General features: G+C 55.6%; 18 protein-coding genes and 1 pseudogene. 7 read left to right on the top strand and 12 right to left on the bottom strand.

The features are described 5' to 3' along the window. Positions 1–57: 57 nt before the first annotated feature. Both GRH90_RS14315 and GRH90_RS14310 read left to right on the top strand, forming a co-directional pair. Positions 58–1347, top strand: a complete 1290-nt coding sequence (locus GRH90_RS14315; protein WP_162366628.1) for a DUF445 domain-containing protein — start codon at positions 58–60, stop codon at positions 1345–1347. A 200-nt stretch (positions 1348–1547) separates the two neighbouring features. Continuing rightward, on the top strand, positions 1548–7451 hold the full coding sequence (locus GRH90_RS14310) for a hypothetical protein (protein ID WP_162366627.1): 5904 nt from the start codon (positions 1548–1550) through the stop codon (positions 7449–7451). Between the two features lie 68 nt (positions 7452–7519). Here GRH90_RS14310 and GRH90_RS14305 read toward each other — a convergent pair whose 3' ends face one another. After that, positions 7520–8416, bottom strand: coding sequence for an SDR family oxidoreductase (locus GRH90_RS14305; RefSeq protein ID WP_162366626.1), 897 nt, complete (start codon positions 8414–8416; stop codon positions 7520–7522). A gap of 41 nt (positions 8417–8457) precedes the next feature. After that, on the bottom strand, positions 8458–9198 hold the full coding sequence (locus GRH90_RS14300; protein ID WP_162366625.1) for an SDR family oxidoreductase: 741 nt from the start codon (positions 9196–9198) through the stop codon (positions 8458–8460). A 125-nt stretch (positions 9199–9323) separates the two neighbouring features. Between GRH90_RS14300 and GRH90_RS14295 the strand changes: the two genes are divergently transcribed. Next, on the top strand, positions 9324–10217 hold the full coding sequence (locus GRH90_RS14295; RefSeq protein WP_162366624.1) for a LysR family transcriptional regulator: 894 nt from the start codon (positions 9324–9326) through the stop codon (positions 10215–10217). A gap of 18 nt (positions 10218–10235) precedes the next feature. Here the strand turns inward: GRH90_RS14295 and GRH90_RS14290 are convergent, their stop codons facing one another. The 4 genes and pseudogenes from GRH90_RS14290 to GRH90_RS14275 form a co-directional block, all read right to left on the bottom strand. Next, positions 10236–10718, bottom strand: coding sequence for a hypothetical protein (locus GRH90_RS14290; protein WP_162366623.1), 483 nt, complete (start codon positions 10716–10718; stop codon positions 10236–10238). A 269-nt stretch (positions 10719–10987) separates the two neighbouring features. Next, a pseudogene (locus GRH90_RS14285) lies at positions 10988–11617 on the bottom strand (beta-L-arabinofuranosidase domain-containing protein); the annotation flags it as partial. Between the two features lie 63 nt (positions 11618–11680). Beyond that, the gene (gene astD / locus GRH90_RS14280) at positions 11681–13147 is read right to left on the bottom strand and encodes a succinylglutamate-semialdehyde dehydrogenase (protein ID WP_162366621.1); all 1467 of its coding nucleotides are present in this window, start codon (positions 13145–13147) and stop codon (positions 11681–11683) included. A gap of 249 nt (positions 13148–13396) precedes the next feature. Then, positions 13397–14017 carry a hypothetical protein gene (locus tag GRH90_RS14275; protein WP_162366620.1) on the bottom strand — a complete coding sequence of 207 codons (621 nt, stop codon included), beginning with the start codon at positions 14015–14017 and terminating at the stop codon, positions 13397–13399. 435 nt (positions 14018–14452) lie between these two features. On the opposite strand from GRH90_RS14275, the gene GRH90_RS14270 reads away from it, so the two are divergent. Beyond that, positions 14453–16285: a glycoside hydrolase family 15 protein gene (locus GRH90_RS14270; protein WP_162366619.1), complete on the top strand. Its 1833-nt coding sequence runs from the start codon at positions 14453–14455 to the stop codon at positions 16283–16285. A gap of 27 nt (positions 16286–16312) precedes the next feature. Here GRH90_RS14270 and lsrG read toward each other — a convergent pair whose 3' ends face one another. The 6 genes from lsrG to lsrA are packed head-to-tail and all read right to left on the bottom strand — an operon-like array spanning position 16313 to position 22190. After that, positions 16313–16612 (bottom strand): (4S)-4-hydroxy-5-phosphonooxypentane-2,3-dione isomerase, encoded by a 300-nt coding sequence (gene lsrG / locus GRH90_RS14265; RefSeq protein ID WP_162366655.1) that lies wholly within the window; start codon positions 16610–16612, stop codon positions 16313–16315. Then, complete coding sequence (gene lsrF / locus GRH90_RS14260) at positions 16612–17505, bottom strand: 3-hydroxy-5-phosphonooxypentane-2,4-dione thiolase (protein WP_162366618.1); 894 nt, start codon at positions 17503–17505, stop codon at positions 16612–16614. Before lsrF ends, lsrG begins: the two co-directional genes overlap by 1 nt. 23 nt (positions 17506–17528) lie before the next feature. Next, entirely contained in the window at positions 17529–18554 is a 1026-nt protein-coding gene (gene lsrB / locus GRH90_RS14255) for an autoinducer 2 ABC transporter substrate-binding protein LsrB (protein WP_178113153.1), read from the bottom strand. Positions 18555–18584: 30 nt separating this feature from the next. Further along, positions 18585–19574: an autoinducer 2 ABC transporter permease LsrD gene (gene lsrD / locus GRH90_RS14250; protein ID WP_376766081.1), complete on the bottom strand. Its 990-nt coding sequence runs from the start codon at positions 19572–19574 to the stop codon at positions 18585–18587. 14 nt (positions 19575–19588) lie between these two features. Beyond that, positions 19589–20659 carry an autoinducer 2 ABC transporter permease LsrC gene (lsrC, locus tag GRH90_RS14245; protein ID WP_162366616.1) on the bottom strand — a complete coding sequence of 357 codons (1071 nt, stop codon included), beginning with the start codon at positions 20657–20659 and terminating at the stop codon, positions 19589–19591. Beyond that, positions 20652–22190 (bottom strand): autoinducer 2 ABC transporter ATP-binding protein LsrA, encoded by a 1539-nt coding sequence (gene lsrA / locus GRH90_RS14240; protein ID WP_246236063.1) that lies wholly within the window; start codon positions 22188–22190, stop codon positions 20652–20654. Before lsrA ends, lsrC begins: the two co-directional genes overlap by 8 nt. Positions 22191–22412: 222 nt before the next feature. On the opposite strand from lsrA, the gene lsrR reads away from it, so the two are divergent. The 3 genes from lsrR (at position 22413) to GRH90_RS14225 (ending at position 26010) form a co-directional block, all read left to right on the top strand. Further along, positions 22413–23378, top strand: coding sequence for a transcriptional regulator LsrR (gene lsrR, locus GRH90_RS14235; protein WP_162366614.1), 966 nt, complete (start codon positions 22413–22415; stop codon positions 23376–23378). A gap of 51 nt (positions 23379–23429) precedes the next feature. Continuing rightward, positions 23430–25037 carry an autoinducer-2 kinase gene (gene lsrK, locus GRH90_RS14230; RefSeq protein ID WP_162366613.1) on the top strand — a complete coding sequence of 536 codons (1608 nt, stop codon included), beginning with the start codon at positions 23430–23432 and terminating at the stop codon, positions 25035–25037. Between the two features lie 229 nt (positions 25038–25266). Further along, complete coding sequence (locus tag GRH90_RS14225; RefSeq protein ID WP_281352760.1) at positions 25267–26010, top strand: Rpn family recombination-promoting nuclease/putative transposase; 744 nt, start codon at positions 25267–25269, stop codon at positions 26008–26010. Positions 26011–26324: the final 314 nt, after the last annotated feature.

The following is a 26324-nucleotide window of genomic DNA, read 5'->3' as shown; positions in this document are numbered from 1 at the left end:
CGGGCGGAACAGCGTTCACGCCGCGGCCACCTGATTGATGCCTAAATTTAATGCCTTATGACTAAACAAACGGAACTGAAAAGAATCAAACGGGTGGCCTTGCAGCTGTTGGCGCTTGCGGCGGGCGTATTTGTCGCGACCCTGTTCATACCGCCCGGTTTCTGGCGCGATGGACTGAAGGCCGTTGCCGAGGCGGCGATGGTCGGCGCCATGGCCGACTGGTTTGCCGTCGTCGCCTTGTTCAGACGGGTGCCGATCCCCTTTATCGCCGCCCATACCGCCATTATTCCCCGCAATAAAAATAAAATTGCCGATAACCTGGCGATCTTCGTACGGGAAAAATTCCTCGATACGTCGTCATTGGCGGAACTTATCAGGAAACACGATCCGGCGCGGACCATCGCCGGCTGGCTGATTGATCCCGTTAACGCCGTCCGGCTGGGCGGCCAGATCCTGCAGCTGATGCGTGGTTTTCTCGATTTCACCGATGACCGGCGCATCCAGGGTTTTATTCGCAACGCCCTTGACGCCGTCATTGATAAAATCGACCTGTCCGCCTCGGTCGGCGCCATCCTGGACAGCCTGACCAAAGACGGCCGGCATCAGGATCTGCTGGATGCGGCGCTGCGCCAACTGGTTAAACTGCTCAACAAACCCGCCGCCCGCGAACTTATCGCCGATCGGATAGTCCAGTGGCTGAAACGCGAGCATCCGCTGAAAGAGAAAGTGCTGCCGACGGAATGGCTCGGCGAACACAGCGCCACGGCGGTCGCCAACGCGGTGAATGCGTGGCTGGATGAGATTGGCCGTGACCGTGGCCATGAGCTGCGGCGGCGTTTCGATCGGCTGGCGCAAAAACTGATCGATCGCCTCAAGCACGATCCCGCTACCGCCCGTCGGGCGGAGGAGATTAAACATTACCTGAAAAACGATGACGTGCTTAATACCTATATCAGCGGCCTGTGGGGCGATCTGCGCGGCTGGCTGAAAGAGGATCTGGATCGCCCGGACTCGGTATTGCATGGCAAAGTGACCGAAGCGGGACTCTGGCTGGGCCAGACGCTCGCGCGGGATGCCAACCTGCGCGCCTCCCTGAACCAGCATCTGGAGCAGGCGGCCCTGCGCATGGCGCCCGACTTCTCGGCATTCCTGACCCAGCATATCAGCGATACGGTGAAAAGCTGGGATGCGCGGGACATGTCACGGCAAATCGAACTGAATATCGGTAAGGATTTGCAGTTTATCCGCATCAACGGCACGCTGGTGGGCGGTTTTATCGGTTTGGTATTGTATCTGCTGTCGCAGACACCGGCGTTGCCGGCCATGTTGCGCCTGTGGTGGCAATAACAATAGACCGAGGCATTTTCATGCCTTGGTGAGCAAGTGCTTTTTTATTAAAAATAATTTAAAAAATAGCCCACTGACCTTTCTTTATTAACATGCTCAAATAAGCCTTTTGTTCAGCGCCATAATTATAATATGGCGCCGCGCGTACTTTTCGCAATGATAGGCCGCACTGCGGCCATGGATAATTTACTGGAGACAATATGTTGAATAAAATCATCAGCCGGTATAATCACTTTTTGAAAAATGAATCCCACTTAACCGCCCCTCAGCATGCTAACGCCGCAACAAAAAATAATTATTATGAAAAAATTAACAAGGTCCATACCCAAATTCACACCCAATCATCCTCGATGAAAAATAATTATTCATCAAAGCGTCACCGTGAAAATTATACTCATGAAACCTTCGATGATAAAATAAAAGCGGATCGATTATTCTACTGCGTGGCATTATTTAAAAAACATCCTGAAAGTTTATCCACGGCTAAGCCGGGGATAAATATTGCTATAACGATTGCGGACCGCCCGCTTAGCATACCCTCGCAAAAAATCGCCCTGCCCGGCGGCGATGATGTGTATGTGGCGGTGGTAGCCGGCCGGTGGCTGGTTTCCGACGGGGAGAGATATTATATTGACGATCTTGTCTGCCCGCCCCACTCCTGGCAGGACACTATGGTCAACCTGCTGGCCCACCTCGCGGGCGTGGTCCGTGGATATCAGGCGGATCGTACTTTCCCGGGAGCGCCCCAGGCCACGCGCGCGCCGCCAGGTGCAGTGCCGGGCGCATCCGGGCGCTTAACCAAAGCTAATGGACACGGCGGCTTACCGTTGCTGAAACCGGTCCGGACGACCGGCCAATGGACCAGATTATTTCCCTCCCGCCATCTGATTTTTTTATCACCGTCGTTGCCCGGCGCCGATGCGGTGGCAGACGACATAACCGGTCCGGCGATACTAACGCCATGGAACCGGCTATTGAAAAATCATCCTGCGGCTTTATTAAAACGACCTCCGCGGGCAGCCGATGACGTTGCGCAGCAACATTCCCATACCTTGCCCCTGATGTCCAATCCGCCGTCCAGAGAAAGCCAAGACAAAAAAAATTATATTTGCGAAACAAACTTACATATAGCTAATCATGCCGCCAAGGGATTATATACGGCAATCAAACAGCAATATATCCCACTGGCCAAAGAAAAAATCTACTCTTTGGGATGGATGTCAAGCCTGAATATTTTTTTATACGACAAAATAACTGAATTATTCAATGATGCATCATACCTTGATAATATAGTTCAATTTACTGATATTATAATGATAAAAAGATATATTGAAAATAGCATTGAAGAATGCATTAAATCAGAAAGCAAAAAAACGCAGGAGAGTGACTTCAGTAGAGACTATTTCAAAGAGCAAAGAACGGTCTCCGATTTCTTTCCGTCATTCAGTCGGCGAATTGAAACAGCGGTAGCTGGGATTAATTTCAAGATAATGCGAGAATTAATTGATTTTAAAAACGGCATTTCGTATGCCGATGCCAAAACAAACCTACAGCAACTTATCAAGGAGTCGCCGTCAGACAAGGCAGTAACCTACAAAGAGCAGTATTCCCTGTTAGTTTTAATGCAAGAATCCCAGAATAAATATGAAAGATTATTAATCAGCGATTCAATCCCTTTAATAGACAGGCTCATCTACTTCAATACACGCGAAATATATCTTGATATGCTTGATGAGCAGCCAATAAACCTTAGACGGATTCTTATTAAACGATTTTTTTATTATATATTTGAGTATAGCAGGAATAGTGGCCTGAGCATGCAGGGCAACTATCTTATTATCCCCGGCGAACTGACTGAATACAGTAGCCTTTTTGACCAACCGGATCCGCCGCTAAGTGAAGAGGAAATAGCCGAACTGGTGGCGACCCAGATCGTGGATTTCATCCACGGCAATGATAAATATAACCCTCATATTGGCCGATTGGTCCGCGATATCGAGTTTTTTCGTACCCATCCTGATATCGGCGCCGCAGGCCAAGGTTGGCAAGAAGAGAGCTTGCAACCTTACAAAGAAACTTTACAGTACCTGGAGAAAAGCGCGGCCACCAATCTTGAACGCCTGGACAATCCTGAGTATGCGCAAAACCCTCAATGGAGTGATGATTTATTTAATCAAGTTAAATATGACAAGGAATGCGTTTTATTATTGAGTTTCCTGGAAAAGCTGCAAACCTACCTGATAGATATTGTCGCCGAGCATCAGCATGAACAGGTTTTGCTAGGCAGCAAAACCGATGAGCAGCGGTTGGCGGAAGCAAAGATCATGGCGATGATAATGGCCTTTCCTGAGGACTCCAGTAAAAAATCCAAACAAGAAATTATCAACCAATATTTCAATCACGTTACCGCGGGCAACATTGAACTGCTATTGAGAGCGGCGATCTATTGGTACATAGACTATAATCATGTCCAGCCAAGTCAGTTAAGCCGCCTCAACTCTCTATTTATTATCAAGGAATTCCAAGAGGTCAAAAAAATAATTGCATTAGACTTCGAGGCGCGATCCGCTGAAAATTTCAAAAAAATATTTGAATTGAAGCCATCGAGTGAATTCAATTCAGCCTGGGATTTTTATAATCAATTCACCCATTATAAAGATTATTCCCTGCGACAGGAAGCCAGGCAATTTACTTATAAAATCCTTTCACATTCAGAACTAGATTATTTGGATATGATCTACCCGCCCAAGGAGGTATATACATTCAAAATTTATTCCAGAAATTACGTTCAAAATTCTTTAGCGCCTAATATCGATGTCTACTCCCCAAACAATAATTTTGGCACTTTTTCCCTGATCAGGACCTACACTCATCATCTCATTATGGCCTGCGCCATTTTTAGTGCGCCGTTTATCAAGAAAATATCAACAAACCCGGGGAATGATCTTCTTGATTATATGTTTGATGAACATAAAAAAACCAACTTCGGTCTCAACTGGATTAATCGCCGAAAAATCCCCGTCACCGAAGAAGATTTATTGAATCTTTTTGATATACAATTTGACAACACCACATCGCTCATTTCCCCGTTAAGTCTTTTCCTGATTAGACCCGAGCAAAATATTGCCAGCATGCCCACGCCGGATTATGTCCTGGTGGCTGGCAACGAGAAGAAGGAGTATAAAACACTGGTGGAAATTTTAGACCACTGGAATGCACAAATGTTAGAAGAGATAATGCTTCAGTTAAAAAAATCACTACGAGAAAAAAAATGGTGGCAACAACTGCTGGCTTTAATACCATTTTATGAGGTTTTATGGAAACATTGTAATGACGCAAATAACGAGATCAATGGTATAGAAGTCATATTCGATACATTTGATCTGGCGTTTATGATTGCGCAATTAGCAAATAATGCGGCCAAAGGGGTAGGAGTATTATACAAGAGATTACTAAATATTGCCAATATCGACACCATGTCCATCAAAAAGCTGAATAGCGTTGTTTCAAAAAAGCTGGCTGAAGAATTACTAAGCACGGCAAGGAAAAGTTCAGGCTCTGTTTTCAACAGTATTACTGGCTATCTGAATCCGTTACCGATACATACAATTTTTTCAAAGAAGGTAAGACATCACTTATCTATGAATATGGCAACTGTTATATCATGGATGAGTAATTTCGTTCTAAACAATATGGAGCAGAGGATGACTAAATTTATTCTTTGGTCTGCTGAAATTGACAGGAATTTACTTTCACATAAAAACAATGATGGCACATTTATCCTAAACCAGGGGCAAGGAACCACACAAAGCTTTATAGAAATAAACGACAACTTTTTTCAGGTCATCTGGGATGCCGCGATAAAATCCTGGCGCGTCGTTAAACCGACCGAAGTTATAAATTCTAATTATGCGGTTCCTATGTATAGAAACGATAAGGATAAATGGATTTCATCCTATTTTCTGGATAATGACCGCTTCCCTATTTCAACCCGTTCCGGCCGTCGAATCAGGCATCTAAACGAGGAGGTTGACAATTTCAGCATAGAGCCATTACGTGTCATAACTTTCCCCAAAGATCATTATAAAGATAATAAGCGGATGTATATTTACATGTTAGAGCTTATGCTAAATAACTACATGTCGCATATGAAAAGCCTATTTGATCAAAGCAGTGATATAAGTAAAATGCTAACCGACTTGGTTGAATGCCTCACCGATGTACGCAAATTTCGTGAAATATTTGTACAGGAAACGGATAGCGATGTGAATACTTTATTACTCCACTTTGTGACGGGATTGGCCTTGGACGGCGGGGTGAACATTGCTTACCGAATGCAGCGGTTATGGCAAAATGAGCACGATCGTGCACCGGTAGATTATATTGTATTAGTTTTAAAAATAAAACAACATGACTTTATTGTCGATATCATGCATCTTCGCCCGTATGGCGCCGGGCTGATCGAAGATCGGCAAGCTTTTAATGAACCAGAATGGACCCTGCTAATTAAAAAAACCATCGCCAACGACTTCCCTCTGATAAAATACAAAGATTTCACTAAAATAAAATCGGCCATTGCGTTTCCCTATCGTGAGGCTGGACATCCAGGGAAATACATCAAAGATGCGTTCTTGTTACGAGAACCTATATGGTATAAGACTGTCGCAATTAATTATTATTATCGCTATGTTAAGGAAATATTACCTGCCGCGTATAATCAAGCTCCCTCGATTTTGTCGGCGACCCGTAGCATGATCTCTTCGTATGATCATCTGTATCGCCTGCACACCAATTATAATATGAACGTTACCTTTCCTTTTTTAATCCTGAAAGAGGCCAACATACTCAATGCCCATGAAACCGAAGATATGCAGCAAAAAGTCACGCTGGCCTTAGGTCAAAATTACCCCAGCCAGGGGTATATGTCATCCAGCGTCGAGCTGCTTGCAATCGGCGATTTGTTAAAAATAAAAGCGGGAAAATTACTCGCGATATTCTACGATGACGTATTTTTAAGCCATTTATTGCTCAGCGTCGGAGATGGGCGCTTTGCCGGCGTAGGCAATAATCTATTCAACCCTTTGTTCGAAACCGGGCCTTCGATCATCATGGCAGAAGAAATGGGCATCTTTGCCGAAGGCAAGCTCAGGGTGAGAAACACTGATGAACAATATACCGTGGTTGCGGGAAATCCCTTTAACGCGCCGGTAAATGAATCCATTATGTCGGACAGGCTGGCGTTTCAAACTATTGCCAAGGTCAATTCGCAAGGAGAGGAGATCATCGAGGAAGTCCCCGTGGCGTCAAGGGAAAAAATACTGACCCAGGATGGCTGGACCCTGGCGGCGACGCCTGATAACACAGGGCTGTTGACGCTTAAAATGGAGGCCGTCCCGCAAAATATTTATCCCCTCGACGCCGGGGAAATGGCGCATATTATCCGCGGGCTGTTTTATGTCGACAGCAAGCTGCCCGCTATCTCCCAGGTACAATGTATCGAACTAATCACCATCTTTGATGGTCTTGGCACCCCTTCCCATCTGGGACAGATCCTGGCCAATGGTCTGAGGATCGATATCCAGCTGTGTCCCTATCTGGCAACTCCGGGTATTAGGCAACGGCAACCCCACTGGTTTACCCGCTTTTCAGGGGCAACTATTAATCCGGAGGAAGCTTTGCCCGCGCCGGCGAATACTTATGGGCCCAAAGAACATAGACGGGGCAATGCAAAACTGAAACGCCTTGCCGATATGGTCGAAATGCTGATCACCGTCAGGAAATCACTTCATAATGCCCGTATCAAACGAAATGTAAATTTTTTACCCGCGATCCTGAGCGATCTCGCGCGGCTTATCATTCGTGATATGAATTTTTATGATTTTACCGGGCTCTACCAGCATCAGCTGGATAACGAGGACGAAGAAAATATTTACCATATACTCAAGGAATATCAGGACTATATTTCAGAAGGAGATGAATATTATCTGCAATGTTATTTTGATATTCTTCTTGCCGTGGTGAAGTTCCGGCGCCTTGCCGAAATGATTTATCCCATGCCGGCCAAGGCAACCAACGGCACCTTACCTCTATGGCCGTACGCGTAGTGGGCATCACCGCCGCAAGCCGTTGCGACGGTGGCTGAATATATGCCATTACTTATTACCTTGCGGTTCTACCGGACATGGGGTTTTAGCAAATCGTCCAGGCCGATACGACGGAACATCTCGGCGCGCACCCGATCCGCCACACCGTTGACCACCTCGCAGCCATCCTGGGATGGATCGATATGGACGCGAAACGGCCGGGCGCCGAACGGCATATCCACTATCCTCACCATGGCCCTGGCCACCGCGGCAACATCGGCATCCTCTGGTTCCAGGGAAGACAGTCCCTTCAGGCTTTGCTCAGCCAGCCCGGCGTAAGGCCCCCGATCATATTGCGCGGCGCGCGCCGCGTCTGCCGGTACGCCTGAATGGGCGAAATGGTTGGTGCCCCGGGTGAACGCCCCCGGCACGATAATGCTGGTTTCAATGCCCCAGCGGCTCAGTTCAGCGGCATACGAGACGGCCAGGGAATCCATCGCCGCCTTGGCGGCAAAGTAAGGCGACAGGTAGGGCGGCGTGCCGCCCCTGGCGCTGCTGGATGACACCCACAGCACCAATCCCCTGCCCTGTTTGCGCAGCTGCGGCAGGGCGGCGCGGTTTACCCGCTGGGTACTGAGCACGTTGATATCATAAAGCTGGGCAAACTGCTCGGGTGTAAACGCCTCCGCCGGGCCGAACGACATATGCCCGGCGTTGTGGATCACCACATCCAGCCGGCCGCAGTCTTTGATAATGCCGGCGATCCCGGCCTGCACCGACGCATCGGACGCGACGTCCAGCTCCACCGCGCGCAGCTCCACACCCTGTTCGGCGGCATAGCGCCGGACTTCAGCCACCTGCGGCGCGTTGCGCCCGGTGGTTTCACGGATGCCGGCGTAAACGGTATGCCCGGCCGCGGCCAGCGCCCGTGCGGTCAGGGCGCCAAAACCGCTGGAGGCGCCGGTTATCACAATAACGTGTTTCATGGTATGGGCTCTCTTGATTGAATTAATCGGCAGGAAATACGTTAGATCAGGCCGCCGTTGGCGCGCAGCACCTGGCCGTTGATCCAGGCACCGTCTGGCCCAGCCAGGAAAGCCACGGCGGCGGCAATATCCTCCGGCGTGCCCAGGCGTTCCAGCGGCGCCATTTTGGCCATGCGGTCAATCACTTCCTGCGGTTTTCCCTTTAAAAACAGGTCGGTGCCCGTTGGTCCGGGAGCGATGGCATTGACATTGATCGAGCGGCCACGCAATTCCTTGGCCAGGATGGCGGTCAGGGTTTCCACCGCCGCCTTGGTGGCGGCATAGACGCCGTAGGTTTCCAGCCGCAGGCCGACGACGCTGGTGGAAAAATTGACGATGCTACCGCCATTGCGCAGGCGCCGCGACGCTTCGCGCAGGCCGTTAAAGGTGCCTTTCAGGTTGATGGCAACCTGGCGGTCAAACAGCGCATCGTCGCTATCCCCCAGGGTGCTCAGATTCATAATGCCGGCGTTATTGATCAGGATATCTACCCCTCCGAAGGCGTCTTCCGCCCGGTCAAACAGCGTGGTGAAGGTTGCCGGGTCGCTGACGTCGCCCCGGGCGCTGAGCGCATGGCCGCCGGCCTGCGTGATTTGGACGACCAGCGCGTCGGCTTCTTCCCGCTGGCGCGAGTAGTTGACGATGACGGTATTACCATCATGGGCCAGACGCCGGGCGATAGCGGCGCCGATGCCTCTGGAAGCGCCGGTAACAATAGCGACGCGCTGTGTTGATTGATTCATGATGTTCTCCAGTCGGGGTGGCGGCCTCACCCTATTGTGGGCCGGTGGACACATGATGGACCTTTTATTTAACCGGATAATCCCCTAATATTCGACAACACTATCCGAAAATCGGTAACAATAACGTGGACAGATACGATGCCATGCGGGTGTTTACCCGCGTGGTGGAACAGCGCAGCTTTACGCAGGCGGCACAGGATCTGGCCATCCCGCGCTCCACCGCCACCGATGCGGTCAAACAACTGGAAACCCGGCTTAAGGTACGGTTGCTGTACCGGACTACCCGCCATGTCAGTCCGACGCTGGATGGCGAGGCCTACTACCAGCGTTGCCTGATGATCCTGGCGGCGGTGGAGGATGCCGAAAACGCGTTTATCGGCGCCCGGCCCAAGGGACTGCTGCGGGTGGATGCGCACGGCACCCTGGCGCGCCATTTCCTGCTGCCCGGCCTGCCTGCTTTCCTGGCGCTTTATCCCGATATCGAGTTTTTCATGAGCGAGAGCGATCGTCTGGTGGATCCGGTGCGTGAAGGGATCGATTGCGTGGTTAGGGTAGGCAAGCTGATAGACAGCGATATGGCGGCGCGGCGCCTCGGGGCGCTGGAAGAGGCCACCTGCGCCTCGCCGGATTATATTAAGCGCTTCGGCCTGCCGGTCTCGCCGGCGGATCTGGAGGGGCACCGGACGATCGGATTCCGCTCGTCCGCCACCGGCGCCCTCATGCCGCTGGAATTCACCATCGACGGCACCGTCCACAGCCGGACGCTGCCCACCACGGTATCGGTTACCGGCGCGGAGAGCCTGGTGGCGGCGGCGCGGCTGGGTCTTGGGATTATCCAGGTGCCGCGTTATCACGTTGCCGGCGATCTGGCGTGCGGCACCCTGCTGCCGCTGCTGGCGGACTACCCCCCGGCCCCCATCCCGGTATCGGTGCTTTACCCGCGCAACCGCCAGCTATCGCCTCGGGTGCGGGTATTTATCGACTGGCTGGGCCAGGAATTTGCCAAACGCAATGTATGAACGGCGGGGAATACGCCGCTAGCCGGGAGTGAATTCAATCGTCAGCTTTTTATGCTGCCGCAGGTAGTCGGCCGGCGGCGGTGAAATGACAACCGGGGCGATTTGTTTTTCGATAAAGGCGCAGAACTCCCGGTCGCCGGCAAAATGTTTTTCGGGCAGCGCACCGGTAAAATCCAATTCCACCGAGCAGGTCCTGCCCGCGAATTGGCTAAACTCCTCCTGCCAGATGCAGGTCATCATGGCGGTGGCGGTATGGGCAAGGTAAGTAGCGATCCCGTCATCCATTCCCGCGTCCAGGTAGGCCTGCTTGGTGGACTGGTAATATTCCATCCCCGTGACGTCGCCCGGAGCGGCGCAGACCGCCGCCGATCCCGGTAACCTATCCTTTGGCCCCGGGGGCGTTGCCGCATCCGCCGCCGGGGCGCGCGGCGACGGCGCGCAGGCGCCGAGAAACGCGCAAAGCGCCGCCACCGCCAAGCCTTTATTGATATTGATATCCATATCCCTACCTTATACTGAGCCGGGGTTTGCCTTCGCGGACAATGAACCCATTAATCCCGCAATCATATCAGCGATTATCGCCCTGGTCAGCGGCTAAAATACGCATATCCGTGAGCGGCCTGTCCAGTAGTTACTTTCCCGGCGGATCGTCCGGGCGTGTAGCGAGCCGGTGGAAGCGGGGCGCTATCTCCACGCCGGCGTCAGTCCCGGCCGGTTGCCGGTTCCGCCTCATCGACCCAGACACGCATTTCCCCTTCCCCGCGGTTCGCGCCGTTGTCGGCCTGCTCCAGGCAATAAACCAGCGGCCCGCGCTGTAGCGCCAACTTGCCACGGTTATGACGCACCAGCGGATTACTGCGCACGCGCCGTACCGGCATCGGCAGGATTAGCCGGATGCCATCCCCGGATAACCATTGGCGGCAAACATAGAGATAACCCTGGCGCGCATCCAGGGTCAACGGCTCGCCGTTCAGGGTGACCACATGGGCGGGACACCAGGCCGGGAGCCGCAGCGCCACTGTCGCCTTCACCGGCGCTTCGCAACAGACCTCCAGATCGATAACCTCATCCCGGGGATAATTGCCGTCCTGGCGCAGCGTCAGGGTGTGTTCGCCGATCGCTACCTGAACCTCGCTGCCGATATACAGGTTAACAAACAGCGTATCGTCGGTTCCGGTATAAATATAATGACCCAGGGATCCCAGGATGCGCGCGATGTTCGGCGGGCAGCAGGCGCAGCCGAACCACTGCTGGCGCACCGTTTTGACATGATCGTAGATATGGTTGCATTTGATGGCGGCGGGATTGACCTCCAGCGGGTTGACATAAAAAAAGTGCTTGCCGTCCAGGGCCATGCCCGCCAGGACGGTATTATACAGCGCGCGTTCCATGACGTCGGCAGATCGGTTTCACTCCGCTGGAATATAAAAACGCTACTGCAAGGAACATGTCAGCTCCGATATTTAACCGGGAAATGACAGTCCCGGCGCCAGCTGATCCGGCAAGGTCAGGCGTTCGCTCTCCAGCGACGCCATCGGCCAGGCACAATAATCCGCCGCGTAAAAAGCGCTGGGCCGGTGGTTGCCGGAAGCGCCTATGCCGCCGAAAGGCGCGCTGCTGGCGGCGCCGGTCAGCGGTTTATTCCAGTTAACGATACCGGCGCGGGCTTCAAGCAACAACTGGTCGAAATGATGGCGATGGGGGGAAATCAGTCCCATGGCCAGCCCGAAACGGGTGTGGTTGGCAATATGGATGGCCTGGTCAAAATCGTCATAACGGATAACGCTTAACAAAGGACCGAAATATTCCTCATCCGGCGCGTCAGGCACGGCGGTGATATCGATAATTCCCGGCGTCAGCAGGCTGCTGTCCGCCCGCGGTTGACGCAAGGCCAGCAAGGCTTTGCCTCCCGCGGCCAACAGTTGCTCCTGCGCCACGATGAGACCGGCGGCGGCCTGCAGGCTTATCACGCCGCCCATAAACGGCGGCGGCTGGCTATCCCAGGCCCCGATGCGCAAGGCGGCGCTTACCGCCACCAGGCGGCGCAGCAGCGCGTCCCCCGCCGCCCCGCGCCTGACCAGCAGCCGCCGGGCGCAGGTACAGCGCTGGCCGGCGGAGATAAAGGCCGAATGGATAATAATGTTTACCGCCGCATCCACGTCGTCCGCCTGTTCGACAATCAGGGCGTTATTGCCGCCCATTTCCAGCGCCAGCATTTTCTCGGGCCGGCCGGCCAGTTGCCGGTGCAGCTGATAACCGGTATTGGCGCTGCCGGTAAACAACAGCCCGTCGGTTTCATTGGATTGCGCCAGCGCCATGCCGGTCTGCCGGCCGCCCTGCACCAGGTTAATCACGCCGGCGGGCAATCCGGCCTCTTGCCACAGGCGCAGGGTCAGTTCCGCGGTCATCGGCGTCAGTTCGCTGGGTTTAAATACCAGGGTATTACCCGCCAGCAGCGCTGGGACCATATGGCCGTTGGGCAAATGTCCCGGAAAGTTATACGGACCGAACACCGCCAGCACGCCGTGCGGCCGATGGCGCAAACTGGCCTGGCCGTCGCCCATGGTAGCTGAGCTGTCGCCGGTACGGGCCTGGTAAGCCGTCAGGGAAACGGCGACCTTATTGATCATGGCCTGAACTTCGGTCTGGCTTTCCCACAGGGGCTTGCTGGTCTCGCGGGCAATAACGGTCGCCAGTTCTGTTTTATGCTGTTCAAGCACGCCGGCAAACGCCCGCAACAGCTCTACGCGCCCGGCCAAAGGAAGCCTGGCCCAGGAGGGAAACGCGGCGCGGGCGGCCCGGCATGCCTCCTCGACCTGTAGCGCGTTCGCCTCGTTACCCTGCCATAATAGCGCTCCGCCGACCGGGCAAACTTTGGTAAAATGATCGCCCTTGCCGCTGCGCCAGCTACCGTTAATAAAGTGGGTCATGATTCTGTCTCCGTGGCAACAATGACGCCCGGTGCCGTTACACCGGGCCGTAAACAACGTATCTGATGCGTTGCCGCTACTATTCCATAAAACCGGCGGCAACAACGGGATAACCCCCACTCATTTTATTAATATCGCTATAAGAAAAATTAATAACAAGCCCGTCGATAAAGTGCAACCGGCCGGAGTTCGCGATCCGCATAACACCTCTCACCAGGATGGGGATCGCACAAGGAGGGGATGGCGCCGCTAGAAAAACACGCACCGCTTATGGCTGGAGTCAGTATTGGCAACCTTTGTTAATATCTTAACATTCCTGTTAATATATTGACGTTTCCGCGGCCAAATCACCCCGCTGGCCAGGATATTCCGATACGCCGCGTTATTGCTGATTTTTTCATTATCCAGCAACAAGCTATGCCCCACATAGAGATCTTCCGGCAAATCGGTTATATTGGTGCCCTGTATATTAAGATAATCACCGACGCAGAGATTATGTGGTAACTTTTTTATCGGCGTATTTTCAAGATCCAATCCGCCCTCAATCTCCAGGTTGTCCGGCAGTTCGCTGATTTGCGAGTTTTCCAGGAAGAGGCTACCCCCCACGTGGAGGTCATTTGGCAACCGCTTGATAGGCGTATTCTTTAAATCCAGGTCATCAAATACCTGCAGGCCAGCGGGGAGCGATTCAATATCGCAATATCTCATTATAAGCGAGTTAACAATTATCAGCTTTTGCGGAATATGCCTGATTCCCGTATGGGTTAAATTCAGGGCTCCAAAAATTATCGTATTTCCATCAGGCTTCTTAATGAACTCGATATTACTGTCAAAAAGAAACTCGTAGAAGCTGGGGCCGAATTTACACATGCTTCTTCTCCTGCACCGGCAAATGTCTGGTGTTATCGCGTTGGAATAGCCATGCATTAAAACATATTTATTATCGGGTAGAAAGCGCTCTGCCATCGAGATGATGTGATATAGGCCGATTGTGATATACCGGTGATTAACAACGCCGAATTTTTTGCATAAAATCAAATGCAGCCATAACATTGGCAGATAATTTCATATCAGAATTGAACAGTATGTTTATTCCCCACCATCAGTTTTCACCTTCCCAGCATCTTTATTGCGCACGGGCTAAAGCTTCACGTTGATACCCCATATTATCCCATAGACAATAATGGATAATTCCCTTCTGGCGCGACGGCGGGACAATCGATTCATCCGGCCAATTCCTGCGCTATAGTTAAGATTACAATGAATAAACATAGCGGCATAGCGCCTATTCAGGAAATCAGGAACATGGCTGACTTACCTAAGACCGACGCGATGCGACGCATTGGGGAACATGGCATTATCGGCGATTTGCAGACCTGCGCATTGGTCGCCCTTGACGCCAGCATCGACTATTTCTGCTGGCCCGATCTCGACAGTCCGTCGGTGTTCAGCGCTCTGCTGGACACCGACGCGGCGGGCATTTTCAGTCTGTCGCCGGACTGGCCGGACGCGCGCCGGCAGCAGTTGTACCTGCCGGACAGCAATATCCTGCAAACCCGTTGGCTGGACGATAACGGGCTGGCGGAGGTGACCGATTTCATGCCGATTTGCGACGACGGGGATCGGATGCCGCGTATTATCCGCCGTCTGGAAGTCCTGCAGGGCGAGGCCAGCTTTACGCTGCGCTGCGCGCCGGTGCATGATTATGCCCGCGCCGCTACCCGCGCCCGCCTTAAGCGGGGGATGGTGGATTTTACCGCTCCCGGCCAGCCCACCCTGCGCCTGGCGGCCAGCATTCCCTTGCATACCGCCTCGGGCAGCGCCGCCGTGGCCCGCTTTGTGCTGAAAGCCGGCGAACAGGCGGAATTTATTTTCGGCAGCGCCCGTGATCCACGGTTAGACCTGGACAATACCCAGGCTTGTTACGAGGCCACGCTGCGCTATTGGCGCCGCTGGTGCGCCACCAGCAGTTATAAGGGCCGCTGGCGTGAAATGGTTAGCCGCTCGGCGCTGGCGCTTAAGCTGCTGACTTCCTGGAAACACGGTTCCATCGCCGCCGCCGCCACCTTCGGCCTGCCTGAGCATCTGGGCGGCGAGCGCAACTGGGACTATCGCGCCTCCTGGATCCGCGACGCCTCGTTCACCGTCTACGCCCTGATGCGCCTGGGTTATGTCGAGGAAGCGGGCGCCTTTACCAAATGGGTCGGGCGTTGCATGGAAAACAGCCAGTTCGAGCCGGACAAGCTGCAGGTTATGTATCGGCTGGACAGCGGGACCGAGCTACCCGAGGAAAGCCTGCCGAACCTGTCCGGTTACGCCGGCTCAGCGCCGGTGCGCATCGGTAACGAAGCCTACCGGCAGCTCCAGCTGGATATCTATGGGGAACTGATGGATGCCATCTACCTGGCGAATAAATACGGCGAGGCGATTTCACACCGTGGCTGGCAGCATATCGTCAAGATGATCGACCATGTTTGCGAGTGCTGGAACCAGACCGACGCCGGAATCTGGGAAATGCGCGGTAAACCTCAGCACTTCCTGCACTCTCGGCTGATGTGCTGGGTGGCAATCGATCGCGCGCTGCGCCTGGGGATGAAACGTTCGCTCCCCATGCCCTACGATCGCTGGGATCGGGCGCGCACCGATATTCGCGAGGATATCTGGACCCATTTCTGGAACCCGGAGTTGGGCCATTTTACGTCCACGCGCCACGGCCGCGACCTGGATGCGTCCATGCTGTTGATGCCGCTGTTTCGTTTTGTCGGCGCCACCGACCCCGACTGGATCGCCACCCTTGACGCCATCAAGGCTAACCTGGTCCAGGACGGGCTGGTAAGGCGCTATAATCATGAAAATACCCCCGCCGATACGTTGTCCGGCAGTGAGGGCGCCTTTGCCGCGTGCTCATTCTGGTATGTGGAGTGCCTGGCGCGCGCGGGCCGGCTGGAGGAAGCGCATTTCGAATTCGAAAAACTGCTCAGCTATGCCAATCCGCTCGGCCTGTTTGCCGAAGAGTTCGACCAGCGGGGCTACCCGCTGGGCAACACGCCGCAGGCGCTGACCCACCTGGCATTGATCAGCGCCGCGTATTTCCTCGATCGCAAGCTCAGCGGCACGGAACCGCTGTGGCAACCCTGACGGCCCTTGCCGCTCATGACATGAAGATCATGTCGGCTCGGGCAGCAGGCCGATAAAGGCGGTCTTCTTGCGCGGTCCGGTCATCAGGGGTTCCAGCTGCTCGACGCAGCGCAGGTAGTGGGCGGTTTTTTTATGCGCCGCCACCGCCTGTTCATCGCGATAGGCCTCGTAAATGTAAAACCGGCTGGCCACCTGTTCGTCCCGCAGCACGTCAAAACGTAAATTACCCGGCTCCTGTACCGAACCGAGGTGATTTTGCCGGAAAACCGCCAGGAATTCATCGACCTTGTCGGGTTTTACATTGATCTCCACCAGCGTCACGTGCATCACTGTCCTCCTTGCGCCGCGTGTTGTTCGCTCTGGAACAGCTCGTAGGCGCGTTCCGCGTTTTCGCCCCGATGCACTACCGCCTGCACCGCTTTAAGCATGGCCACCGGCGCGGCGGACTGGAAAATATTACGCCCCATGTCCACCCCGGAAGCACCCTGGTCGATGGCGCGATAGCACATCTCCAGCGCGTCGCGCTCGGGCAGCTTTTTACCGCCGGCAATCACGATGGGTACCGGGCAACCGGCCGCCACGCGTTCAAAACCAGTATCGGTATAGTAGGTTTTGATTACCTGCGCGCCGATCTCGGCGGCGATGCGCGTCGCCAGCGAAAAATAGCGCTGGTCCCGCGCCATATCCTTGCCCACTCCGGTGACCGCCATGGTCGGCATGCCATAGCGCGTGCCCTGGTCCACCAGCTGGATAATATTTTTTATCGACTGATGCTCGTATTCGCTGCCAATATAAACCTGCGCCGCCATCGCCGCCACGTTCAGGCGCAGCGCATCCTCGATGGACACCGCCACCGCTTCGTTCGACAGTTCGCCGAGGATGGAGTTGGCGCCGGACGCCCTCAGCACCACCGGTTTGTTAACCGCCGGCGGCACCACGCTACGCAGGATGCCGCGGGTGCACATCAGCACGTCGGTATGGGCGAACAGCGGCGCAATATGCAGATCGATACGCTCCAGGCCGGTGGTCGGCCCCTGGAAATAGCCGTGATCAAACGCCAGCATCACCGTGCGGCCGGACCCGGGATTAAAAATCCGCGCCAGCCGCGACTGCATGCCCCAGTCTAGCGCTCCGCTGCCCTTGAGGAAAAACGGCGTATTACGCTGTTCAACGCCAACGCCGAAATCCTTACCGTCCTTGATATCGTCCAAATCTGCCATAATCACTCCTCCTCCACAGGCGGTTAAAAGTCATATTTGTCTATATTGTCCTTATTGAACTGCACGCGTTCCGGCAGCAGGACGATGCCGTTGTTCTTGGCTTCATATTGATATCCCTGCACGCTATTGGCGGAGACTTCCACCTCGCCCACCTGCGGTATGGCCAGCTTATCGCCGACATTCATGTCGCCTTTGCGCAGCATTTCATGGGCCACGTACACCGCAATCTTGCCCTGCTGTACCACATCCCACAGGCCGAAGGTCTTTACCGTGCCGCGCTGAACATAAGGACGCATGACGTTAGGCGTGCTGAAGCCGACGATAGCCACGCCCTTGCGTCCAAGATTTTCCGCCGCCTGGGCGGCAGCGGGCAGCGCGTTGGCGTCCGGCGCGATAATCGCATCCAGATCCGGGTAGGCTTTCAGGATGCCTTCGGCGGTTTGCAGGGATTTGGTGGCGTCGTTATAACCAAACTGGGTAGTGACGATAGTCCAGCCCGGATGGTCGGCGCTGATTTTGGCCTTCGCTTCTTTCACCCATTGATTTTGATCGGTCACGGTCGGGCTGGAGTAGAAAAACGCCACCTTGGCCTGCTCCTTGGCGACCTGTTTGGCCGCCATGTCCACCAGCAGCGCGCCGAGCTGTTTGGGCGTGCCCTGGTTGATATAGACCGAACGGCATTCCGGCTTGGTATCCGAATCCCAGGTCAGTACCTTCACCCCGCGCGCCATCGCCCGTTTCAGCGCCGGGCACAGTCCATCGGGCGACACCGCCGATACGATGATGGCGTTATAACCCTGGTTGACGAAGTTATTGATCAACTGCACCTGCCCTGAGACGCTGGGCTCGGTCGGGCCATCGTAGGTGACGTCGATGCCCAGTTCCTTGCCGGCCGCCAGCGCGCCGTTGCCGCCGCTGGTAAAAAAGCCCACGCCCACCAGTTTAGGGATAAAGGCTATGCGCTCGGCGGCCTGTGCGGTCGCCAGGCCCGCCGTCGCCAGGCAAAACGCGCCCGCCATTGCCAGGTTGCGCCAGATGTTGTTATCCATGTTCGACTCCATTGATCTCAGAGATATTCATTAGGGAACCCGCGGACGCAGCCGGCGAGTCAGGAAGCGGATTAATATTTCCCGGTGCAGGCTGGCGGAGCGGCCGATTACCACCAGGATCAACAGCGCGCCGGACAGGGCGCTGGAAACCTGGTTGGCTACCCCCGCCATCTGTAGCCCTTGTTGTAAAAAGCCCACCAGCAGGGTCGCCAGGGCGGTGCCGAGGATCGAGCCGGAACCGCCGTAGATATTGGCCCCGCCTAGCACCGCGGCGGTTATCGCCGGCATCAGCAGCGCTCCGCCCAGATCGGAGCGGGCGGAGCCGAAATAGGACGCCAGCAGCACCGCGGCCACCGCCGACGCCAGCCCGGTCAAGCCATATACCGCGCACAGCGTCCGTCCGACCGGTACCGCGCTGTAGCGCGCCACGCGCGCGTTCTGGCCGATCACAAAGCAGTTGCGGCCAAGGCGCATGCGATGCATCAGCAGCCAGAACCCCGCCAGCGTTAGCAGGAACAGCAGCAACGGCATCGGCAGGCCGCCCGGCGCCAGATTGGCGAAATCGCTAAAGGCGGCGGGGAAACCGCCGATGCCTTCAAAACCGGTGGCGCCCGCCAGTCCCGACAACAGCAGGGCGCTGCCGCCGAACAGGTACAGCGTGCCAAGGGTTATCACCAGCGGATTCACGCCGGTGTAAAGGATCAGCCCGGCGTTCAGCAGGCCGCAGGCCAGCCCGAGCAGCAGGGTCAAAGGAATGGCCAGCGCCATCGGCACCCCGCCCTGGAACAATACCCCGAGCGCGATGGCGCATAGCCCGACGGTGGCGGCAAAAGAAATATCGATTCCCCCGCTGACGATAACCATGGTCAGCGGCAGGGCGACGATGCCGATGGCAATAAAATCACTGGTGCTGAACAGCAGCATATTCAGATCCAGCATGCGCGGATTCAGCGCGCCGAACAGCAGGATCTCGGCCAGCAGCAGCAGTACCAGCGCGCCTTCCCAACCATAATTTTTCATTTTCATCCGGTTCATCAGGCCACCCCGCTGTTCTTTTTATGGGCGCCGGGCGACGCCGGCCGCGTGCCGTTGCCGGGCCGTTTTTTAGCATCTTTGGCCTTCGCCGGCGCAGGCATGAAGCGGGCGTATTTCTGGCGGCGGCGGTTAAGCTCCAGCGCCCGGCGCAGCCGGCCGTCAAAGATCAGCACGCCGAGCAACACCAGGCCGGCGATAAAATCGTTCCACCATGCCGGCAGGCGCAACAGCACCAGCACGCTGTCGATTTGCGTCAGGAAATAAGCGCCGAGAATGGCCCCGAACACCGTGCCGGTGCCGCCCAGCAGGCTGATGCCCCCCAGCACGCAGGCGGCAATGGCTTTCATTTCCAGCCCGCTGCCGGTCTGGTTGGGGACAAAACCTATTTGCGACGCAAAGACGATCCCGGCCAGCGCCGCCATCAGGCCATTGACGGCAAAAGCGGTGATACGAATGGCGTTGACCGGCACCCCCAGCTGGCGCGCGCCCTGCAGGTTGTCCCCCACCGCATAGAAACTGCGGCCGAACGCGCTGCGCGAGCATAGCCAGAACAACCCGGCCAGCAGCAGCATGATCAGCCAGCCGATAGGCGAGATGCCTAACCAGGAGGGACTGGATAAGGCCTTTAATCCGGACGGCAGGCCCTCGATCCATTTGCCGCCGGTCAGCAACAGCATCAGGCCGCGGTATAACCCCAGGGTACCGAGCGTGGCGACAATGGCAGGGATACGACACCAGGCCACCAGCACGCCGTTAAACAGCCCCGCCACCAGCCCGACCAGTAGGGTGAACAAAATGGCGGTCGTCAACATCCAGCCGGCATTCAGCAGCAATCCCAGCGTAACCGCGCACAGCCCGGCAACCGATCCCACCGACACGTCGATATTGCGCGTTAACATCACCAGCGCGGCCCCCATCGCCAGCAGCATCAGGATTTGGGCGCTGCTGAAGATCATCGACAGCGTCTGGAACCCGATATAGCTGCGATCGAGGGCGCCCAGCAGCACAAACAGCGCCAGGATGGCCAGCAAGGCGGTAAATTCCCGGTTATTTTGCAACAGCCTAAGCATCGGCGGCCTCCGTACCCGGGGCAGGGGAACCAAACGCCATGCGCATCATCTGTTCAACGTTGGCTTGCCCACCCGGCATGGGCGCGCCGAGTTGCCCCTGATGCATGACAAATACCCGATCCGCCAGCAGGGTTATCTCCTCCGGATCGGAGGAAATCAGCAGCAGCGCGACATTTTGCGCCACCACCCCGCGCAGCAGCTGATAAATATCGGCGCGCGCCGACACATCGACACCGCGGGTCGGCTCGTCGACAATCAAAAGACGGGGCTGCGCTTCCAGGCACTTGGCAATCAGCAACTTTTGCTGGTTGCCGCCGGAAAGGGTACGCGCCGGCCGATCGGGGTCGGCATATTTGATGCCCAGCGCGCGACGATAACGTTCCAGGGTGGCTTTTTCCCTGCGTGGATGAAGCCACCAGTCGCGACGACCGGCGGACAGCGCATCGGTATTCCAGTACAGCGGCGCATCCAGGTAGAGCCCGGATGACTGCCGATCCTCCGGCAGGTATACCAGCCCGGCCTCCAGCCGCTGGGCCAGCGTCAGCGCGCCGATATCGCGCCCCTCGAACCGCAGCTGTCCGCCGCGCAGCGGGCGCAGTCCGTACAACGTTTCCGCCAGTTCGGTTCTCCCGGCGCCCACGACGCCGGCCAGGCCGACGATTTCCCCGGCATTGACGCTAAACGAAACCTCCTTAAATCCCTCGCCGGTCAACTTCAGGGCGTCCAATACCGGCCCGCGCGCAGCGAAGGTATTGCGCTGGCCCGGTAATTCAAGCCACATTTTCTGCGCTATGGGCAGTCCGTCCGTCCGCGCGATCGGGGCGATCGCCTGGATAAGCGCGTCGGTATCATACTGGCCGATGGCGCCGCTGAGGGTGATGACGCCGTCGCGCATGACGCTGACGACATCCGCCAGGGCGTGGACCTCGGGCAGCTTATGGGAAATAAACACTACCCCGACGCCCTGCCCGGCCAGATCGCGTACCTGCTGGAACAGGCGCTGGGTTTCAGCCGGGGTCAGGGATGCCGTGGGCTCGTCGAGGATCAGGATGCGCGCATCACGCATCAGGCCGCGCAGGATCTCCACCAACTGCTGATCCGCCACCTCCAGCGTACCTGCCGGGGCCTGCAGCGGCAGATCGCAGCCCAGGCGGCGTAACAGTTCCTGCAGTTTTTGGCTATCGGCCTGATGGCGCGGCAGGCGGAACAGGATATTCTCCTTTACCGTCATATTGGGAAACAGCATGGGCTCCTGCGGCACCAGGTAAATCCCCAGGTGATGCGCCCGGGCCGGCGTCAGCGATGGGCAGGGTTCGCCCATGATTTGCAGGGCGCCGCTGTCTGGCGTCACTACGCCGGCGATGATTTTCATCAACGTCGACTTACCCGCGCCATTGCCGCCGAGCAACGCATGAATTTGTCCCGGCAGCAGGGCAAAGGTGATATTTTTTAATACCGCCACGCCGGAGTAATACTTGCTGACGTTCCGAACGCTAAGCAGCGGCACGTTGGACATCGGGGTTTGTAGCATCATACCGCCTCGGCCAAATGTGAACAAATGAATTTTAATTTCAAAACTGTTCATAATCCTAGTTTGACCGTTATAATAAAACCGCCAGATCGATCACATTTTACTCATGCCAATTTTATCGACTGACGTAGCCACCAGGGTAATGACGATTTTGTCGTGCGCATCACAATTCGTCATTGTTGTTAAGTGAACAATTGATTTAAAATTTAATAAGTGTTCTATATGAAGAAAAATAACCCGGATAATTTCAACCCAGCGGACAGCAGCATGGCCGAGCAGGAACTGTTAGCGCGTATAGCGTGGTTTTATTACCACGACGGCATGACCCAGGGAGAAATCGGCGAGCAGTTGGGACTGACCCGCCTCAAGGTTTCCCGCCTGCTGGAAAAAGGCCGCCAGTCGGGGGTGATCCGCGTACAGATAAACTCCCGTTACGAGGGGTGCCTGGAGCTGGAAAACCAATTGCTCGAACGCTTCGATTTGCGGCATGCGCGGGTGCTGCCGGCCTTGCCGCAGCGGGATATGAGCCAGCGTATCGGCATCGGCGCCGCCCAGGAGATCATGAAGCAACTGCAGCCGCAGCAGCTGCTGGCGGTGGGTTTTGGCGAAACGGCCATGAGCACGCTGCAGCATCTGAGCGGATTTATTACTTCCCAGCAGATCAGGCTGGTGACCCTTTCCGGCGGGGTCGGTCCCTATATGACCGGCATTGGCCAACTGGACGCCGCCTGCAGCGTCAGCATCATCCCGGCGCCGCTGCGCGCCTCCTCGGAAAGCGTGGCGGGAATTTTTCGCCGGGAGCGCAGCGTGCAGGATGTAATGTTGACCGCCTGCGCCGCGGATCTCGCGGTGGTCGGCATCGGTTCGCTCAGCCAGAAGCGCGAGGCGACCATAATGCGTTCCGGTTATATCAGCGAGGGTGAACAACTCTTGTTCGGCCGCAAGGGCGCGGTGGGCGATATCCTGGGTTATTTTATGCAACGTAACGGCGAACTGACGGAGTCCATGCCCATCCATCAGGAGCTGATCGGCGTATCGCTGCGGGATTTGGATAATATTCCACAGGTGATCGGCGTGGCGGGCGGCGTGGAAAAAGCCGAGGCCATCCTGGCGGCGCTGGCTGGCAAGCATATCAACGCCCTGGTGACCGAAGAGAGCACGGTGAGGGCGATGCTGAACCTACTTTAGCCAAGGCGACGCCATAACGCGCCCCGGCGCGACTAAAACAGAGATCAAACCATGACTACACTCTGTAACCCTACGCAAAACCCCGCCGCTTCCGGCGGGGATTATCTGTTGGCGCTGGATGCCGGTACCGGCAGCGTCCGGGCGGTGATTTTCGATACCGAAGGCAATCAAATAGCGGTTGGCCAGGCGGAATGGCAGCATTTATCCGATCCCGCCATTCCCGGTTCCATGGACTTTGACTTGGATAATAACTGGCGGTTAGCCTGCGGATGCATCCGCCAGGCATTGCAACGCGCCGGGCTTGCGCCCCAGGCAATCCGGGCGGTGGCCGCCTGCTCCATGCGTGAAGGCATCGTGCTCTACGATCGCCATGGCAAGCCTATCTGGGCCTGCGCCAATGTCGATGCCCGCGCCAGCCGCGAGGTAGCCGAACTGAAGGAACTGCATGATTATTGTTTTGAGCGCGAGGTGTATGAATGTTCCGGGCAAACGCTGGCGTTAAGCGCCATGCCGCGCCTGCTGTGGCTGGCGCATCACCGGCCGGATGTCTATCGTCGCGCGGCGACGCTGACCATGATCAGCGACTGGCTGGCCTATATGCTGTGCGGCGAATTAGCGGTAGACCCGTCGAACGCCGGCACCACCGGCATGCTTAGCCTGGCCAGCCGCGACTGGCAACGCAGCCTGCTGGATATGGCCGGGCTGCGCGCCGATATGCTCTCGCCGGTGCGGGAGACGGGCACGGTACTGGGCGAAGTGACGCGGGTCGCTGCGCACGCCAGCGGGCTGGCGGCCGGTACGCCGGTGGTGATGGGCGGCGGCGATGTGCAGCTCGGCAGCCTGGGTTTAGGCATCGTGCGCGCGGGGCAAACCGCGGTGCTCGGCGGCACCTTCTGGCAGCAGGTTGTCAACCTGCCCGCGCCGATGACCGACCCGGATATGAATATCCGCATCAATCCCCATGTGATTGCCGGTATGGCGCAGGCCGAGTCCATCAGCTTTTTCACCGGTCTCACCATGCGCTGGTTTCGCGACGCCTTTTGCAGCGAGGAAAAATCCATCGCCGAGCGCATGGGCGTGGACACCTATAACCTGCTCGAAGAGATGGCCGCCCGCGTGCCGGTGGGATCCTATGGCGTAATGCCGATATTCTCGGATGCCATGCACTTCAAGTCCTGGTATCACGCCGCCCCTTCGTTTATCAATCTCTCCATCGATCCCGATCGGTGCAACAAACAGACGCTGTTCCGCGCCCTGGAGGAAAACGCGGCGATTGTTTCCGCCTGCAATCTCGAGCAGATCGCCCGTTTTTCAGGCGTGCAGGCCCCCGCGCTGGTGTTTGCCGGCGGTGGTTCCAAGGGCAAGTTATGGTGCCAAATCCTCAGCGACGTTACCGGCCTGGCGGTCAAGGTACCGGAGGTAAAAGAGGCCACCGCGCTGGGCTGCGCCATTGCCGCCGGCGTGGGCGCTGGCATCTATCCCACGCTTGCCGAGACCGGCGAGCGCCTGGTGCGCTGGCAGCGTGAATACCAGCCGAATACGGAAAACCATCAGCACTACCAGGAGATGAAAACCAACTGGCAGGCGGTATACGCCGATCAGCTGGGCCTGGTGGATCACGGCCTGACCACGTCGATGTGGAAGGCGCCGGGGCTATAAGGCGGGGACGCGTGATAGCCGTTACTGGCGACGTTGCCGGGATAGGCAAAAAACCGGCAGCCCAAGGATTGGCACTGTGGCCTTTTAATCGCCAATCCGTTTATCGCAGATAGGTATTTATATAAAACTCATGAATAAAGCGCTGAAAATTAATTGCGATTTTTTAGGATTCTATTAGTTGTTTCGATATTTACTTCAATGAAAGCTTTCTTTTATACTCACGCCATGGTTGAACGCACAGGCAAGGCACTACGGTAAACCAAGGACGGTTTATTCTATCCCGGCCTGTTTTTCTGAGCATCAACGCCTTATTCCTATGGATAAACTGATGGCCTTCAGGCTTATGCGCTACAGCGTGGCGGCGATGCAGTACCATCTTGAGCAGGGTCATAAACATGTGCCGTTAGTCATACCGCTGCTGTTTTACCACGGGAGGAAAGGCCCTTATCCTTATTCGACCCGTTGGCTGGATTGTTTTGCCGACCCTGAAACGGCTGAATCAGTATATTTCAATCCCTTTTCTCTGGTGGATGTCACGGTTATCTCTGACGAGACGCTTCTCGGGCACCGGCGGATAGCCTTAATGGAAATGGTGCAAAAACATATATTTGTGCGGAATTGGATGGATAAGGTGTGCGATATCGCTGCTTTGATGCAAAATTGGCCCATTACTAAAGCTCAGTTCAACAGCTTTGTCTATTATATCGATCACACAGGAAAGCGCTCGATCAAAACTCAGCTTTTTCTAACAACATTAGCGCGGCAAGCGCCGCGTTATAAGGGGAATATAATGACTCTGGTAGAACAATTGGAACGTAAAGGTATGAGGAAAGGTTTCAGGAAAGGTAAGGAGGTAGCTCGCACGCTTTTGGCAAAGGGCGTGGAACGTACGATTATCGCGGCCACCACCGGATTTTCGGAAAAAAAGCTCACCGCGTTCGAGGTTACAGGTGCAACCGATGCCACGTTATAAGGAGAAAAATAACCTGCGAAACATAAAGGGAACAGATAGGCAGGTACAAACGTATAACCCGTAGCGCGCCTGGCGTTGAACCCTAAGCCTGGAGAAAAGCAAGGGAAAAGGCTGGCGAATGGGTTGCCAGGAAACCCGGGGCGAAATAGCTGAACGGCTATTGGCTGCAGGCTTGCAGCCATCCCCTATCGCATTCATCACCTGCCTTTCCAAGATTTTTTTAGTCGAATGTCCTAACCGAGAGGCCCTCTTGATTACAGGTAAGGAAGCGTGGATATCTGATTTGCCGGTAATGGCGGCATTACCCACACCAC

Origin of the sequence: Acerihabitans arboris (genome assembly GCF_010131535.1) — a bacterium.
In the GTDB taxonomy this organism is placed as follows: domain Bacteria; phylum Pseudomonadota; class Gammaproteobacteria; order Enterobacterales; family Enterobacteriaceae; genus Acerihabitans; species Acerihabitans arboris.
This window is presented reverse-complemented; position numbering and strand designations above follow the sequence as displayed.

Excerpts from the sequence above, each read along its gene's own strand:
- GRH90_RS14315 (WP_162366628.1), top strand. The coding sequence starts at position 58 with ATGACTAAACAAACGGAACTGAAAAGAATCAAACGGGTGGCCTTGCAG.
- GRH90_RS14310 (WP_162366627.1), top strand. The coding sequence starts at position 1,548 with ATGTTGAATAAAATCATCAGCCGGTATAATCACTTTTTGAAAAATGAA.
- GRH90_RS14305 (WP_162366626.1), bottom strand. The coding sequence starts at position 8,416 with ATGAAACACGTTATTGTGATAACCGGCGCCTCCAGCGGTTTTGGCGCC.
- GRH90_RS14300 (WP_162366625.1), bottom strand. The coding sequence starts at position 9,198 with ATGAATCAATCAACACAGCGCGTCGCTATTGTTACCGGCGCTTCCAGA.
- GRH90_RS14290 (WP_162366623.1), bottom strand. The coding sequence starts at position 10,718 with ATGGATATCAATATCAATAAAGGCTTGGCGGTGGCGGCGCTTTGCGCG.
- astD (WP_162366621.1), bottom strand. The coding sequence starts at position 13,147 with ATGACCCACTTTATTAACGGTAGCTGGCGCAGCGGCAAGGGCGATCAT.
- GRH90_RS14275 (WP_162366620.1), bottom strand. The coding sequence starts at position 14,017 with ATGTGTAAATTCGGCCCCAGCTTCTACGAGTTTCTTTTTGACAGTAAT.
- GRH90_RS14270 (WP_162366619.1), top strand. The coding sequence starts at position 14,453 with ATGGCTGACTTACCTAAGACCGACGCGATGCGACGCATTGGGGAACAT.
- lsrG (WP_162366655.1), bottom strand. The coding sequence starts at position 16,612 with ATGCACGTGACGCTGGTGGAGATCAATGTAAAACCCGACAAGGTCGAT.
- lsrF (WP_162366618.1), bottom strand. The coding sequence starts at position 17,505 with ATGGCAGATTTGGACGATATCAAGGACGGTAAGGATTTCGGCGTTGGC.
- lsrB (WP_178113153.1), bottom strand. The coding sequence starts at position 18,554 with ATGGATAACAACATCTGGCGCAACCTGGCAATGGCGGGCGCGTTTTGC.
- lsrD (WP_376766081.1), bottom strand. The coding sequence starts at position 19,574 with ATGAAAAATTATGGTTGGGAAGGCGCGCTGGTACTGCTGCTGCTGGCC.
- lsrC (WP_162366616.1), bottom strand. The coding sequence starts at position 20,659 with ATGCTTAGGCTGTTGCAAAATAACCGGGAATTTACCGCCTTGCTGGCC.
- lsrA (WP_246236063.1), bottom strand. The coding sequence starts at position 22,190 with ATGCTACAAACCCCGATGTCCAACGTGCCGCTGCTTAGCGTTCGGAAC.
- lsrR (WP_162366614.1), top strand. The coding sequence starts at position 22,413 with ATGAAGAAAAATAACCCGGATAATTTCAACCCAGCGGACAGCAGCATG.
- lsrK (WP_162366613.1), top strand. The coding sequence starts at position 23,430 with ATGACTACACTCTGTAACCCTACGCAAAACCCCGCCGCTTCCGGCGGG.